Source organism: Caballeronia sp. ATUFL_F2_KS9A (assembly GCF_023630765.1).
Lineage (GTDB): Bacteria > Pseudomonadota > Gammaproteobacteria > Burkholderiales > Burkholderiaceae > Caballeronia > Caballeronia zhejiangensis.
Genome location: NZ_JALQEK010000047.1, coordinates 24867 through 39215 on the forward strand (window position 1 = coordinate 24867; position 14349 = coordinate 39215).

The 14349-nt window shown below is 64.3% G+C and carries 13 protein-coding genes and 1 pseudogene; 10 read left to right on the forward strand and 4 right to left on the reverse strand.

Features of this window, described 5'->3' with window-relative positions; translation table 11 throughout:
• Window positions 1-9: 9 nt before the first annotated feature.
• Together NCS67_RS27575 and NCS67_RS27580 are read left to right on the forward strand one after the other, a co-directional pair.
• Window positions 10-144: pseudogene (locus NCS67_RS27575) on the forward strand (GMC oxidoreductase); the annotation flags it as partial.
• Complete coding sequence (locus NCS67_RS27580) at window positions 141-1133, forward strand: SDR family oxidoreductase (protein ID WP_250437471.1); 993 nt, start codon at window positions 141-143, stop codon at window positions 1131-1133. The pseudogene NCS67_RS27575 and the gene NCS67_RS27580, both read left to right, overlap by 4 nt.
• A gap of 21 nt (window positions 1134-1154) precedes the next feature.
• Here the strand turns inward: NCS67_RS27580 and NCS67_RS27585 are convergent, their stop codons facing one another.
• From NCS67_RS27585 to NCS67_RS27595, 3 genes are read right to left on the reverse strand one after another with little or no spacing between them, the layout of a single operon-like run.
• Window positions 1155-2546 carry a hypothetical protein gene (locus tag NCS67_RS27585; protein ID WP_250437473.1) on the reverse strand — a complete coding sequence of 464 codons (1392 nt, stop codon included), beginning with the start codon at window positions 2544-2546 and terminating at the stop codon, window positions 1155-1157.
• On the reverse strand, window positions 2543-3469 hold the full coding sequence (locus NCS67_RS27590) for an alpha/beta fold hydrolase (protein WP_250437474.1): 927 nt from the start codon (window positions 3467-3469) through the stop codon (window positions 2543-2545). The genes NCS67_RS27585 and NCS67_RS27590 overlap by 4 nt, the downstream gene beginning before the upstream one ends.
• Window positions 3436-4644 (reverse strand): zinc-dependent alcohol dehydrogenase, encoded by a 1209-nt coding sequence (locus tag NCS67_RS27595; protein WP_034470047.1) that lies wholly within the window; start codon window positions 4642-4644, stop codon window positions 3436-3438. Before NCS67_RS27595 ends, NCS67_RS27590 begins: the two co-directional genes overlap by 34 nt.
• 155 nt (window positions 4645-4799) lie before the next feature.
• Here NCS67_RS27595 and NCS67_RS27600 point away from each other — a divergent pair, with 155 nt between their 5' ends.
• A complete protein-coding gene (locus NCS67_RS27600; protein ID WP_250437476.1) occupies window positions 4800-5384 on the forward strand; it encodes a ParB-like protein in 585 nt (194 codons plus the stop codon).
• Window positions 5385-5387: 3 nt separating this feature from the next.
• On the opposite strand, the gene NCS67_RS27605 is transcribed toward NCS67_RS27600, so the two are convergent.
• A complete protein-coding gene (locus NCS67_RS27605) occupies window positions 5388-6641 on the reverse strand; it encodes a hypothetical protein (RefSeq protein WP_250437477.1) in 1254 nt (417 codons plus the stop codon).
• Between the two features lie 608 nt (window positions 6642-7249).
• Between NCS67_RS27605 and coxB the strand changes: the two genes are divergently transcribed.
• From coxB to NCS67_RS27640, 7 genes are all read left to right on the forward strand, one after another.
• The gene (coxB, locus tag NCS67_RS27610; RefSeq protein ID WP_250437479.1) at window positions 7250-8227 is read left to right on the forward strand and encodes a cytochrome c oxidase subunit II; all 978 of its coding nucleotides are present in this window, start codon (window positions 7250-7252) and stop codon (window positions 8225-8227) included.
• Window positions 8224-10209: a cytochrome c oxidase subunit I gene (ctaD, locus tag NCS67_RS27615; RefSeq protein ID WP_250437480.1), complete on the forward strand. Its 1986-nt coding sequence runs from the start codon at window positions 8224-8226 to the stop codon at window positions 10207-10209. The genes coxB and ctaD overlap by 4 nt, the downstream gene beginning before the upstream one ends.
• Window positions 10206-10820 carry a cytochrome c oxidase subunit 3 gene (locus NCS67_RS27620; protein WP_008345952.1) on the forward strand — a complete coding sequence of 205 codons (615 nt, stop codon included), beginning with the start codon at window positions 10206-10208 and terminating at the stop codon, window positions 10818-10820. Before ctaD ends, NCS67_RS27620 begins: the two co-directional genes overlap by 4 nt.
• Window position 10821: 1 nt before the next feature.
• Window positions 10822-11259, forward strand: a complete 438-nt coding sequence (locus tag NCS67_RS27625) for a hypothetical protein (protein ID WP_008345953.1) — start codon at window positions 10822-10824, stop codon at window positions 11257-11259.
• On the forward strand, window positions 11244-12566 hold the full coding sequence (locus tag NCS67_RS27630) for a c-type cytochrome (RefSeq protein ID WP_502801878.1): 1323 nt from the start codon (window positions 11244-11246) through the stop codon (window positions 12564-12566). The genes NCS67_RS27625 and NCS67_RS27630 overlap by 16 nt, the downstream gene beginning before the upstream one ends.
• A gap of 104 nt (window positions 12567-12670) precedes the next feature.
• Window positions 12671-12895 (forward strand): hypothetical protein, encoded by a 225-nt coding sequence (locus tag NCS67_RS27635; RefSeq protein WP_008345955.1) that lies wholly within the window; start codon window positions 12671-12673, stop codon window positions 12893-12895.
• A 240-nt stretch (window positions 12896-13135) separates the two neighbouring features.
• Entirely contained in the window at window positions 13136-14011 is an 876-nt protein-coding gene (locus NCS67_RS27640; RefSeq protein ID WP_175981939.1) for a glucose 1-dehydrogenase, read from the forward strand.
• The last annotated feature ends 338 nt before the right edge of the window (window positions 14012-14349 follow it).

The window sequence follows — 14349 nt, forward strand, 5'->3', positions numbered from 1 at the left end:
TCGTCCATGCATCTGAGGATTCACGACGGCTCGGCATATCCGACCGTCGGCGGCGTGAATCCTTCTCTCACCATTCAGGCGATCGCGCGTTGCACGGCGGACGAAATCGAAGCGCTTGCCGCACGCGGGGAGTTATCGCGATGAGAAAGCCTCGGGTCGTGGTCATCACCGGAGCGAGCGCGGGCGTGGGCCGCGCGACGGCGCTCGAATTCGCCCGACGCGGCGTGGACGTCGCGATGATCGCGCGCGATCCGCAAGCGCTCGAAGACGCCGCCGCCGACGTGCGCGCGCTCGGCGTGCGTGCGCTGAGCATCGCGCTCGACGTGAGCGAAAGCGGCGCGCTCGACAGTGCCGCCGCGCGCGTCGAAGCCGAGCTCGGCCCCATCGACGTATGGGTCAACAACGCGATGCTGACCTCGTTCGCGCGCTTCGCCGATATGCCCGAACGCGATTTCAGGCGCATCACGGACGTCACGTATCTCGGCTTCGTGTGGGGCACGATGGCCGCGTTGAAACGCATGACGCCGCGCAATCGCGGCGTCATCGTGCAGGTCGGTTCGGCGCTCGCGTATCGATCGATTCCGCTGCAATCGGCCTATTGCGGCGCGAAGCATGCGATACGCGGGTTCACCGATTCGCTGCGTTGCGAGTTGCATCATGCCAAGAGCCGCATCCATCTGACGATGGTGCAGATGCCCGCGCTCAACACGCCGCAATTCGACTGGGCCAGGAGCGCGATCCCGCACGCGCCGCGTCCCGTCGCGCCGATCTACGAACCCGAAGTCGCAGCGCGCGCGATATGGTGGGCGGCCACGCATCGGCGGCGCGAGCTGTGGGTCGGCATGTCGTCGGTCAAGGCGATAGTTGCGAATGCAATCATCCCCGGTTTGCTCGATGTCTATCTCGGACGCACGGGCTTTCGCGCGCAGCAGGACCCCGCTCTCTCCAGCGGCGAACGTCCGGGCAATCTCTCGCAACCGGTCACTGAACTGCATCGGGTGCATGGGCGCTTCACGGACGAGGCGAAGCGCGCGAGCGCGTCGTTTTGGGTGGACACGCATCGCGGCCTGGTGCTTTGCGCGGGGCTCGGGCTGGGCGCCATCATCGCGCGCTTGATGCGTCGGCGCGCGTAACGACGATGACCGGCATTCGCTTCATGCGTTGTGATCGTGCGCGGTGATGCCATGACGCGCGCCATGCTTGCGCAGCGCGTCCTCGAAGAACGCGGGCGGCATTGGCTCCGGCAAGCCGTATTGCGGCTTCAGTTCGGCAAGCGCACGATCGAAGCGCACGAAGGTCGCGAAGTCGCGCGGATAACGCCGTGCATCGACACCGAGAAAGCGCCCTTCGCGTTTCGCCTCGGCGGTCAACGCGCGCCATTCGTCGATGCTCGTCACGCCGACGCCTTCGGTGCCATGCGAGAACAGCATCATGTCGATCTCGTCGAAGGACTCGCGTTCGAGAAAGCGGCGCAGCGTCTCTGCCGAAGGGTCGGTGCAGAAGACGAGCCAGAATGGGATCGCGCGCAATCGCAGCGTCGTGTACGGGTCCATCAGAAGAAATGAATCGACGACGAGCCGCTTCGACTCGATCCCCATCTCGCGATACCACGCGCGATACAACTCGGCCGTCGCGAAGCTGAACGCTTCCGGCTCTTCGAAGCGCCATTCGACGACGCGCCAGTTCTTCTGCTTCGCCAGCGCGACGATGGATTCGGTGAGCGCCACGTCATAGCCCCATTCGGCTTCGGGCGCGCGCAGGGTCGGCGCGGGCGCGTCCCATCGCGTGCGCTTCACGCCATAACGCGCGAGATAGCGCGCGACACGCGGCCCGCCTTCGAAGTACTCGCGCTCGGTCGCGCCGCCCAGCGCGCCGAACTGATAGAACGATCGGTCGCCGGTGCGCGTAACGGGCCAGTCGCGCGTGCATCGGACGATATGAAGCGTCGCGTCCGGCGCGAGACTGCGCAGCAGAAACTCGCGATACGCCAGCGGCAGCGCGCGCAGCTTCAACCGGAAGTAGCTCATCGCGGAGAGCATCAGCCGGTCCTGATTCGGATCCTGCATATGATGAACTGCGATGCGCGGATCGGCGCGAAGCAACGCATCGACGGCGGCGAGGCCGTCATCGAAGCCGCTTTGCGCATCGTCGGGATCGCTGAAGGGCGCGCGCACCGAGCACAGAAACGTCTGCGGCAGCCAGGGCACGCCGAGCGCCGCCGCAACGTGCATGAGCGCGCCATTCGACGAACCGATGAACGCGGCATCGTAGGTGCGCTGCGGGTAAAGCCCCGCGATCCATTCGCCGATGCCTTCCACATCGAGACGCCGCGCCTGCCGCGCCGTGATGCCCTCCGACATGCCGCCCACGGTGTACACCCATTCGCGGGCGCGCTTCGGCAGCAGGTTGATCGGCGGCATCAGGCTATCGAGCAGCGGCGACTGGCTCGGGCTGCTGAAGCGTTCGCCATGCAGACACGCGGCGAGCGCCTGCACCATGCCCGCGGCCGAATCGAAGCGGGCAATGCCGCGCGGTGGCTTCGTCATCTCGATGCGCCGCCCTGGAGAAGAAACGCGCGGATCGCGAGCGCGAAGCTATGCGGATAGACATAGTTGAGCGTGTGCGTGCCGCCGTCTATCGTCAGCAACGCGCCGTTCGGCACGCGCGCCGCCACTTCGCTCGCCCACGCGAGCGGCGCGACGGGATCGCGCGATCCGGCGACGACGAGCGTCGGCGCAACGATGCGCGACAGCTTGCGCTCGATGCGATCGCGCATGAGTTCGCGCATCGTCGCGAGCGCGCGCAACACGCCCGCTTTCGCATAGTCGATGCGCCCGATCGGCGCCGACGATCTCGCCTGTTCGAGCCGTCCATTGCGCCAGTCGCGACAAACTTGCGTGAAGAGCGAGCGCGCATCGCGATCGACGGTCGGTCCTTGCAGCACGAGCCGGTCGACCGACTCGGGATAGCGCGCGGCGAAATCCGCGAGAATCTGGCAGCCGAAGGAATTGCCGATGAACATCGCCCGCTCGATGCCGCGCGCGCCGAGCCAGAGGCGCAACGCATCGGCGAGTTCGGGCACCGACAGCGCGCCGCCGCGCAGTTTGCTTTCGCCGAAGCCGGGCAGATCGGGCGCGTACACGTCGAAGTCGCTGCGCAACGCGAGCGCGAGCGGCTCCATGTAGCGGCTCGATATCACGAGACCATGCACGAGCACCACGGGCAGGCGCTTCGCGTGGCCACCTTCGCATGCCGCGTGACGCGAGAACATGCGATACGGTCCGGCCTGCGTGTAGCGCGCCGTGATGCCCTTGCGGGCGCTTTCATCGGAAAGGGCGGGCGTGCGCTTGAGGCGCGTCCATTCGATCGCCGCCCAGGCCGCGAACGCGCACGCGCCGACGCCCGCGACGATGCGCCATGATGGCCGCGCGGCCGTCACGCGGCGGGATCGAGCGCGACCTTGATCCATCCCGGTTGCCTTTGATCGAATGCCTTGTATGCGTCGATGACGTTCATCATCGGCTCGCGTGTCGACAGCACGCGCAGCGGATCGAACGATCCGTTCCTCACGCGCTCGACGAGTCCGGGCGTCACCGCGCGATGATTGCAGTTGCCCATCTTGATGGTGAGATTCTTGTTCATCGCCACACCGAGCGGAAAGAAGCGGTCGTTCGGCGGATACACGCCGATCACGCCGAGCGTGCCCGCCTTCGCCAATGCAGCCACGCCCCAGTCGAGCGCCTGCGTGGGCGCATCGCCGGGAATCCAGTTGCCGTCGTGTTCGTTGCGCTGCGCCGTGACGGTCCTGCTTTCCGCTTCGCCCTGCTTGACGGCATCCTGCGATGCAGCCGGCCCGCCCTGCGCGTGCACTGCATCGACGCCCACGGCATCGATCACACGATCCACGCCGATGCCGCCCGTCAACGCGAGAATCGTTGCGACGGGATCCTCCTCGTCGAAGTTCACCGCTTCCGCGCCTTGCGCGCGCGCCATCGCGAGACGATCCGTCAGGCGATCCACGACGATCACGCGTCCCGCGCCGAGCATGAACGCACTCGCGACGGCGAACTGGCCGACCGGTCCCGCGCCGAACACCGCGACGGTATCGCCGTCACGCACCTCGGCAAGTTGCGCCCCGAAAAAGCCCGTCGGAAAGATATCGGACAGCAGGATCGCGCGTTCGTCGTCGATATTCTCCGGCAATTTGATGAGGCTCGCATGGGCTAGCGGCGTGCGCGCGTATTCGGCCTGCAATCCGTCGATCGGCCCCGTCGACTTCGGTCCGCCAAAGAACGCCGTGCCCGCGGCCGCGCCATTGGGATTCGCCGAGTCGCACTGCGCCGTGTAGCCCGTGCGGCAATACGAACAGCAGCCACACGAAATCGTCGATGGAATCAGCACGCGGTCTCCCGGCTTCAGGTTGCGCACGCCGCGACCGACCTGCTCGATCACGCCGACGCCCTCGTGGCCGAGTATCGTGCCCGGCACCATCCCTGGCAGCGTGCCGCGCACCATGTGCAGATCGGTGCCGCAGATCGCGCTCGCGGTCAGGCGCACGATCGCGTCCTGATCGTGACGAATCGAAGGGTCGGGCACGTTATCGAGCGATATATCGCCTATTCCATGAAACACAACCGCTTTCATTGCACACTCCTTGAATGGCCGGGTCCGTGTGCGATTTCAGCAATGGATGCGCCCGCGCACCGCATTAGGGACTTTCGTTTCAGCGAGAAGCAACAGCGGGTCCCGACCGGGTACGGCGCTTGCCCGCATGTTCGACACACATCGAGGAATGCGCCATGAATACGCTGCGCATCGACGATCTGCATCCGACGCAGGCGACGCACGGAGAACGGCAGGTCCGCCGCAAAGCCGAGGAATATCGCGCGCTGAACGCACATGAACTGGCAATGTCGATAGCCGCGAAGCCGATTGCCGTCGTGCTCGGGCCGGGCGGCGAGCCGTATGTCATCGACCATCATCATGTGGCTTGCGCGCTGGCCCGCATCGGCGTGCAGGACGTGCCGTTCGTGCTGGTGCGGGACTTGTCGTCGTTATCGCGCGCGGCGTTCTGGCTGACGATGGAGAACGAGGCGTGGGCGCATCCCTACGACGCGGACGGCCGCCGCATCGCTTTCAAGGACATGCCGGTGCATATGCGGGACGCCATCGACGACGATTTTCGCAGCCTTGCGGCCTTCGTGCGCAGCGCGGGCGGCTACGAAAAAACCGACGTGCCGCTTGCCGATTTTCGCTGGGCGGACTTCTTTCGCGCGCACTTCCCGCGACCGCGCGACGATGCGCAATTCGACGCGCTGCTCGAACGCGCCGCCGGTCTGGCCCGCAGCGACGCGGCCCTCGGCCTTCCCGGTTTCATCGGATGATCTTCACCGCGGATTCGCCGCGATGAAATTCTTGAGCGCGGTATAGACGGGTTTCTTCGTCACGCCGTCGTTGAGCATGATGCCGTAAGGGCCCTGACCGGTGGGCGGATCGTCGTAAAGCTCGTAGACCTGTATCGACTGAATGTTGTATTGCGGCGCGATTGCGAGAAGCCTGCCCATCATGTCGTTGGCCATGTAAGTGGCCGCCTGATCGACGGTGCCGGGAAAGTCCGGACGCATGCCCACTTCGTTGATCCAGATCGGCTTGCCGAACGACAGCAGCGTGCCGACTACGTTGTAGCAACGGATTCCGCATGCGTGCGTGATATCGCCCTGCTCCGAGTACCAGTGCCACGCGGTGATGTCCCACGTCACGATGGGATGTCCGCTCGTGCCGTCGGGTTGCGTGCCGTTGGCGAGCATCGTATCGAGGCCGAGGTGCATCCACGTATTGCCGCCGATGATGATCTTGCCGACAGCATCCACCGACTTGATGCCCGCGATCAATCCGCGAATCACGCCGCGCGCGATCCGATAACAATCGTTGTGGTAATCGGCCGGATTTACGCCATCGACCGCACCGACGAGACATGTCGGCGCAAGTTCGTTGGTGACTTCGTAATAGGCATATTGCTGCACGCTGACGATTTGCTGAGCGAGCGTGAAGCTCGCCTGATAAGCCGAATTCTCATCGGCGAAGTTGAGGTCTTGCAGGATCACCGGATAAACCATCACGCCGGATTGCGCCATGATCTTCGCGAACTTCGCGAGATTTTTCGCGCCGGCTACGTTGGAAATGTCGTTGCGGTACATCGTCATGTTGAGGTCTTTCAGTTGCGCGGCTTGTTGCTCCGGCGTCGACGTCTGATATGGACCGACCCAGTTGGCATGACCGTTCATGCCATAAAACACGCTGCCCGCAGGCGCAATCACAGGCTTTGCGGTGCTGCTCGTGCCGCCGGGGCTGCTCGCCGCCGACGGCGCCGATGCAACCGCTGGCGCCGATGCAACCGCAGGCGCCGACGCTCCGCCGTCCGAAGGGCTCGACGCCGCTATGGGACTCGATGCACCCGAAGGACTCGATTGCGCGCCACCGGTCGTGCTCGCGCCGCCAGTTTCACCGCCGCCACCGCCGCCGCATGCGGCCAACAGAAGCGCGATCGCGAAACCCGGCCATATCGAAAGCCGCCCCGCTGAAATAATGCGCCGCGATTTGAAGATATGAGCAACGGATCGAATGAAAGTAATGGCTTTCATGGCGCGTTCGGAATATTCAAAATGAATATCGAGCGGCCGGTTCATTGCCGGAATTGAAACGCCCGCGTCGCGCGGCGAAATGCGAGCGCGAACAGGCACAGCCGCGTTCGACGAATGACGAACGCGGCCCCGCTTCGATACGAGAGATAAGACGACGCCCCACTGACCGATGCGCGCAAACGCGATGGCGCGAGCGTGGCAATCGCCGGACGCAACAAAGGGCCTTCGCGCTGCGTTTCAATCGAGCGCGCGAAGGAGAATCGGAAACCATCGAAAGACACGAACATGCATGGACATGCATGTCGCAAATACGTTAGTACATCATAACGTCGGTGCGCGCTTATTCAAGCATTGCGAGTGAATCGGCGAAGAATACTTATCGAATCGATAAGATCCATTGGACTGATGAAAACGCTTCGCGAAATAAAGCGCATTACATGCGTTGCGCCGTAAGGCTATCGTTGGGATCGTGGATTGCTCGGGGAACGAAGCCCCGCGCGCCCGTCTGGCGTGCCGGAACCTCACTGCGAGCCAATCTTTCAAGGAGATACATGCGGATGCCTGCTACGCACAAAGCGATCCATTGTGCCAGCCGGAGCACCCGCGCCATGATCGCTTTTCTCGCCGCATTCGTTTGTCACGCGAGCGCGCGCGCCGACGCGCCGCTCAATTACTTCCTCCGCGCCGACGGTCCCGCCGCCACGCCGACGATGCGTCTCGGCTGGGCGCTCGCGGCACTGGCCGTCGCCGTCGCGCTGATCGTGAGCGTATTGCTCGTCGGCGCGATCATCCGCAAGCGTCCGCCGCCCACGAAGCGCGATGCATCGCACGTGCAGGGCGAAGGCGGCGGCATGCGCTGGGTCTGGATCGGCACGGGCATCTCGTCGGTCGCGCTTTTCGTCGCGCTCGCCTATGTGCTCGTGACGCTCGAATCGGTCGCGTCGCCGAGAAAGGAGCCCGCGCTGACCATCGCGGTCACGGCCTACGACTGGTGGTGGAAGATCGACTATGCGGGCGTGACCACGGCCAACGAGATTCACATACCGGTCGGCGAGCCTGTGAAAATCGAATTGCGCAGCGCCGATGTCATTCATGCGTTCTGGGTGCCGCGTCTCGCGGGCAAGACGCAGACGATACCGGGCGTCGTCAACGAGCAATGGATTCAGGCGGATCGCGCGGGCGTGTATCGCGGGCAATGCTCGCAGTTTTGCGGCGCGCAACACGCGCATATGGCCTTCGAAGTGATCGCGGAACCGCGTGCCCAATTCGATGCGTGGTACGCGGCGCAAGCGCGCCCGCATGCCGCCGACGCCACCGCGAGCGCCGGGCAGCGACTCTTTCTCGATCGCTGCGCGGGCTGTCACGCCGTGCGCGGCAGCGATGCGAACGGCACGCAAGCGCCCGATCTCACGCATCTGAATTCGCGCAGGCTCATCGCCGCCGGCACGTTGCCGAACACCGAATCGAATCAACTCGACTGGATACGCCATGCACAGCGCATCAAACCGGATTCGCTGATGCCATCGATCGCGCTCACAGCGGCCGAAGCCGCCGCGCTCTCCGCTTATCTTCGGACACTGCAATGACCGAACACGCCACGTCCCCGCCGCCGCTGCAACGCACGCTGGCGATCGGCCGCATCGAACCCGGCAGCGCCGAAGAACGCAAGCTGCGCGAGACATGGGAAACGCCACCGGGATGGCGCGGCTGGCTTTCGACCGTCGATCATAAAAGCATCGGCTTGCGCTATCTCCTCACCGCGTTTGCGTTTCTGATCGCGGGCGGCATCGAGGCGCTCATCATGCGCGTGCAGCTTGCGCGCCCGGACTCGACGCTGCTCACGCCCGAGCAATACAACCAGCTCTTCACGATGCACGGCGTGACGATGATCTTCCTTTACGCGTTGCCCGTGCTCTCCGGCTTCTCCAACTATCTGTGGCCGCTGATACTCGGCGCGCGCGACATGGCGTTTCCGCGCCTGAATGCGCTGTCGTACTGGATCTTTCTTTTCGCCGGACTCTTTCTGTATGCGAGCTTTCCGTTCGGCGAAGCGCCCAACGCCGGCTGGTTCAACTATGCGCCGCTTGCCGGTCTCACTTACAACACCGGTCCCGACATCGATGTCTATGCGCTCGGCATGGTGCTGCTCGGCATCTCGACGACAGTCGGCTCGATGAACTTCGTGGTCACGTTCCTGCGCATGCGCGCGCCGGGCATGTCGCTCGATCGCGTGCCGGTGCTCGTGTGGGGCACGCTCACCGCATCGGGCGGCAACCTGCTTGCAGTGCCATCGGTGAGTCTCGCGTTCTTTCTGTTGTGGCTCGACCGGCGCATCGGCACGCATTTCTTCGACGTCGTCAACGGCGGCCGCGCGCTGCTCTGGCAGCATCTCTTCTGGATCTTCGCGCATCCGTGGGTGTATGCCGTGGTGCTGCCCGCGATGGGCATCGTCTCCGATGCGCTCCCGGTCTTCTGCCGCAGGCCGCTGGTCGGCTATCTGCCGGTCGCGCTGTCGACTGTCGCGACGATGGTCATCGGCTTCGTCGTATGGATCCATCACATGTTCGCGACGGGCATTCCCGCGCTCGCGCTGTCGTTCTTCGGCGCGGCGAGCATGGTGATCGCGATACCGAGCGCGGTCGCGACGTTCGCATGGATCGCGACGATTTGGACGGGACGTCCCGTGTTTCGCGTGCCTTTTCTGTATTTCGCGGGCTTCGTGTTTCTCTTCGTGATCGGCGGATTGTCGGGCGTGCTCACCGCAGCGGTGCCTTTCGACTGGCAACTCACGGATACCTATTTCGTCGTCGCGCATCTGCATTACGTGCTGCTCGGCATCAACGTGTTTCCCGTTATCGGCGGCATCTACTTCTGGTTCCCGAAATTCACCGGGCGCATGATGAGCGAGAGGATCGGGCGCATCGGCTTCTGGATTCTGTTCACGGGCTTCAACATCGCGTTCTTTCCGATGCATATCGCGGGCTTGCTCGGCATGCCGCGACGCATCTATACCTACGCGCCCGACATGGGCTGGAACACGGTCAACATGATTACGTCGATCGGCGCGTTCCTGTTCGCGTTCGGCGTGCTGATCTTCATGTGGGACTTCGTGTACAGCCTGCGGCGCGGTCCCGTTGCGGGTGATAACCCCTGGGATGCGCCCACGCTCGAATGGGCGACTTCATCGCCGCCGCCGCCGTATAACTTCGCGATCGCGCCGCGCATCGCGAGCCGTCATCCGCTATGGGAGGAACGCATTTCCGGCAAGATGCGTTCGCGGCTCGACGAAGGCTACATCCTCGACAAGGGACGCGAGGCGCTCGGCACCACCGCGCTCGACGGCGATCCCGACGTGATTCTCAAGATGCCGGAAGACTCGTATGCGCCTTTCTGGCTCGGCGTCGCGTCGCTGGTGTTCTTCTCGGGCCTCGCATTGACCGCATGGTGGCTCGCGGCGCTCGGGTTGATCGGATGCGGCGCGGCCATCGTCGTATGGTTGTGGCCGCGCCGCGAACTCGGCCAGCGCGACGATACGCCCGAGCCGCACGAAACCGGAGCGACACCATGAGCGATTTCGCGGAAGCGTTGCCCGAACGCGCGCGTCTGCCCATCGGCAGTCCGGGCGAACGGTCGGGCGGATGGTGGGGATGTCTCACGCTCGTCGCGACCGAAGCGGCGCTCTTCGGCTATCTGATCTTCTCGTATCTGTATCTCGCTTCGCAGACGACACAACACTGGCCGCCCGAAGGCATGCCGAAGCTCGGCCTCGGCATCGCGAACACCTGCATTCTGTTGTCGAGCAGCGTGTTCGTATGGGCAAGCGAGCGCTTCGTGCGGCGCGGAAAACGCGGCATGGGCGTGCTGATGCTCGCTATCGCGCTTGCGCTCGGGGCGATCTTCGTCGGCATACAACTCAAGGAATGGGCCGATCATCCCTACGGCCTGACGACGCATCTCTACGGCTCGCTCTACTTCACGATCACCGGCTTTCACATGATGCATGTGCTCGTCGGCCTCGTCGTGCTCGCGTTCCTGCTGCTATGGACCGCGCTCGGCTACTTCGACCGGGCGCGTTCGGCGGCGCTGACCATCGGCGGCTTGTATTGGCATTTCGTCGATGTCGTATGGCTCTTCATCTTCGCGACGCTGTATCTGTCGCCCTACGTGCTGGCGAAATGAAATGAACGATGCATCGCCCATCGACGAAAAGCGGCATCCCGTGCGTCCGGGCGGCATGGCGCTCGCGATCGGTCTCCTGCTCGCACCCGCCGCGTGGATGACGCAGACGACGCTCGCGCAGACCATCGCCGCGTGGGGCTGCTTCCCGCATGAGCGTCCGGTGAACGCGCCCGCGATGCCTTGGCTCGAGCACGGCATCGTGCTGCTGGCGCTGGTCGCGTTGCTGCTGGGCGTCGCGGGCGGCGTCGTCGCGTGGCGCAACTGGCGGCGTACGGGCGAGCTTGCATCGACGCTGAAAGAGCATGGAACGATCGACAGACATGCGGCCCGCGATGCGTTCATCGCGCGGGCGGGGGCGCTCGCGAGCGCGCTCTTCGTGTTCGCGCTGATCGCGACGGATCTCGCGTGGCTGCTCGTGTCGCCATGTGGAGGACGCTGATCGTGACGACGTTCGGACGCCGCGCGCTCTTCTGCGCTTTCACGCTGATCGCATCGATGCCGCTCGCTCGCGGACAGACGCCCGATCTCGTCACGCGCGGCGCGTATCTCGCGAAGGCCGCCGATTGCGCCGGCTGTCATACCGCGCCGCCCGCGCCCGGCAAACCGCAGCCGCATCCGTTCGCGGGCGGCCTGCCGATGGGCTCGCCCTTCGGCACGATCTGGTCGAGCAACATCACGCCGGACCCGCAACATGGCATCGGGCGTTATAGCTACGAGGACTTCGCGCGCGCGTTGCGTGAAGGCGTCGCGCCGGGCGGCAAGCATCTTTATCCGGCGATGCCTTATCCATCGTTCTCGAAGGTCAGCGACGGCGACATGCGCGCGCTCTATGCGTATTTCATGCACGGCGTGGAACCCGTCGCGCAATCCGCGCCCGAAACGCATCTGCCGTTTCCGTTCAGCCAGCGCTGGGCGCTCGTCTTCTGGAATCTCGCCTTCAGGCCGACGGAACCGTTCACGCCCGATCCGAAGCGCGAAGCGCAATGGAATCGCGGCGCCTATCTCGTGCAATCGCTCGGGCACTGCGGCGCGTGCCATACGCCGCGCGGACCTGCCTATAACGAACGCGGCTATACCGAATCGTCGCGGACGTATCTCACGGGCGGCACCAACGATCACTGGTACGCGCCGAACCTGACCGGCGTATCGGGCGCGGGACTGGGCCGCATTGCACCCGACGACATCGCCGCGTTTCTCAAGACGGGGCACGGCGCGGGTCTCGCCACCTTCGGCAGCATGGTGCAGGTGGTCGAAGACAGCACGCAATATCTCGACGATCAGGATCTGCTCGCGATCGCGTCGTATCTGAAGAGCCTGCCGGCGAACGGAAACGGCGGCACCTACGATGCGCGCTCGCGCGCGGCGCAACAGAGCGTGGCCGCATTGCGCACCGGCGACGACGAGCGTCCCGGCGCGGGTCTCTATCAAAGCGCATGCGCGCGCTGTCACAAGAGCGACGGCGCGGGTGAAGCGTTCAAGTATCCGCGGCTTGCGGGCAATCCGGCCGTGCTGTCGGAGAAGCCCGATTCGCTCGTGCGGATGGTGCTGCAGGGCGGCAACGCGCCATCCACGGAACATGGGCCGCAGCCGAAGAAGATGCCCGCGTTCGCCGACAAGCTCACCGATACGGAAATCGCCCGCGTGCTGACCTTCGTTCGCTCGGCATGGGGCAACGATGCTTCGCCTGTCACGACGCGCGACGTGCGCAGCATGCGCGATGCGGTCTCGAAGCGCGCGCAACCTTGAATTGACGAAGCGAAAGTGACCGATTCACTGCGCCGCATCGGCGATTCGCGGCGCGTTGTACCATGGTTGACTGGACAAAATTTCCTACTACGCGAACGTCCGCCATGGCCAACACCAAAGCTTTAGAGGAACTCGCACGTCTTGACCTGCATATCGAGAATTGCGGGCGGCGCATCGTCGAGCAGACGGAACGCCTCGAATCGCTCCGACAGTGCGGATGGAACACCGACGACTCGGAAAGCCTGTTGCGCAATCTCATCACCAGCCTGCGCGCGCTCGATCAGCTTCGCAAGACCGTGGTCAAGGAAGTCGACGAAGCGGACCACTGATCGCCATTACCGCTCTTCGCGCGTCGTAAGGCGCGGATTCCGCACGCCGTGTTTCGATTCCTGGAACGCTCGATGCTGACACGACCGCATGACCGCGCATGCGGTCGTCTTTCTAACCAGCACCGGAGTCGTGAATGAAAACACTCGTCAATGAAAGAGCGCGCAGCGCCGCTCGTACAGGCGCCCTCAGGGAAAGCCGGGCCACGGTCGTTCTTGAAGCGGCAGCGTAAGGAGCACGACATGAGCAATACCACCGATAGCGGATACCCACGCCCGCCGATGCCGGCGCAACAGCAGGACAATCGCCCGGGACTCACCGGCCCGATGGACCCGCCGCCCGATCACGGCGAATCGAGCTACAAGGGCAGCAACCGGCTCGCCGGCAAAGTCGCGCTCATCACGGGCGCGGACAGCGGCATCGGCCGCGCGGTGGCGATCGCCTATGCGCGCGAAGGCGCGGACGTCGCCATCTCCTATCTCAACGAGCATGACGACGCCGAGGAAACGAAGCGCTGGGTCGAGAAAGCCGGACGCCGCGCGCTGCTTCTGCCCGGCGATATCACGGATCGCGAGCATTGCAAGCAGATCGTCGCGAAGACGGCCGAAACGTTCGGGCGCATCGACGTGCTCGTGAACAACGCGGCGTATCAGGCGACTTACGACAAGCTCGAAGACATCAGCGACGACGAATGGGACAAGACCTATTCGACGAATATCGGCGCGATGTTCCGCATCACGAAGGCCGCGCTCGCGCATATGAAAGAAGGCAGTTCGATCGTCAACACGACGTCCGTCAATGCCGATGCGCCGAATCCCGGACTGATCGCGTATGCGAGCACGAAGGGCGCGATCCAGAACTTCACGGGCGGGCTTGCGCAACTGCTGGCCGAGCGCGGCATACGCGCGAACTGCGTGGCGCCGGGGCCGATCTGGACGCCGCTGATTCCATCGACGATGCCGCCTTCGAGCGTCGAGAACTTCGGCAAGCAGGTGCCGATGAAGCGCCCCGGACAGCCTGCGGAACTCGCGGCGCCTTATGTGATGCTGGCATCGGACGAGGCGAGCTACATATCAGGCGCGACCATCGCGGTAACGGGCGGCAAGCCGATTATTTAGCGCGGCCGGGGCACAGCGAATGCTGCATTGAAAGCATGAAAGGCTTCGCGCGAAGCCAACGACAAGAGCGGGCGATGAGCCCGAACAATCATGCAATCCGACATGTTGAAGCTGGCCCGTGAATCCGGAATGACCGTTCTGCTCGACGGCAGGATCGGACAGCAGGCGTACATGAGCGTCAGCGGATCGGCGGATGCGCTGCAAAAATTCGCTCACGACGTGCACGCTTCGCTATCCAGGGAGCCGCGACGCAAGGCACGCGCGGCACGCTCGCCCAGCCTCAATTCGCTCGTCATGGCGCGTATGCGCGAGTGCATCGCCGCACGCGCGTGTCGCGG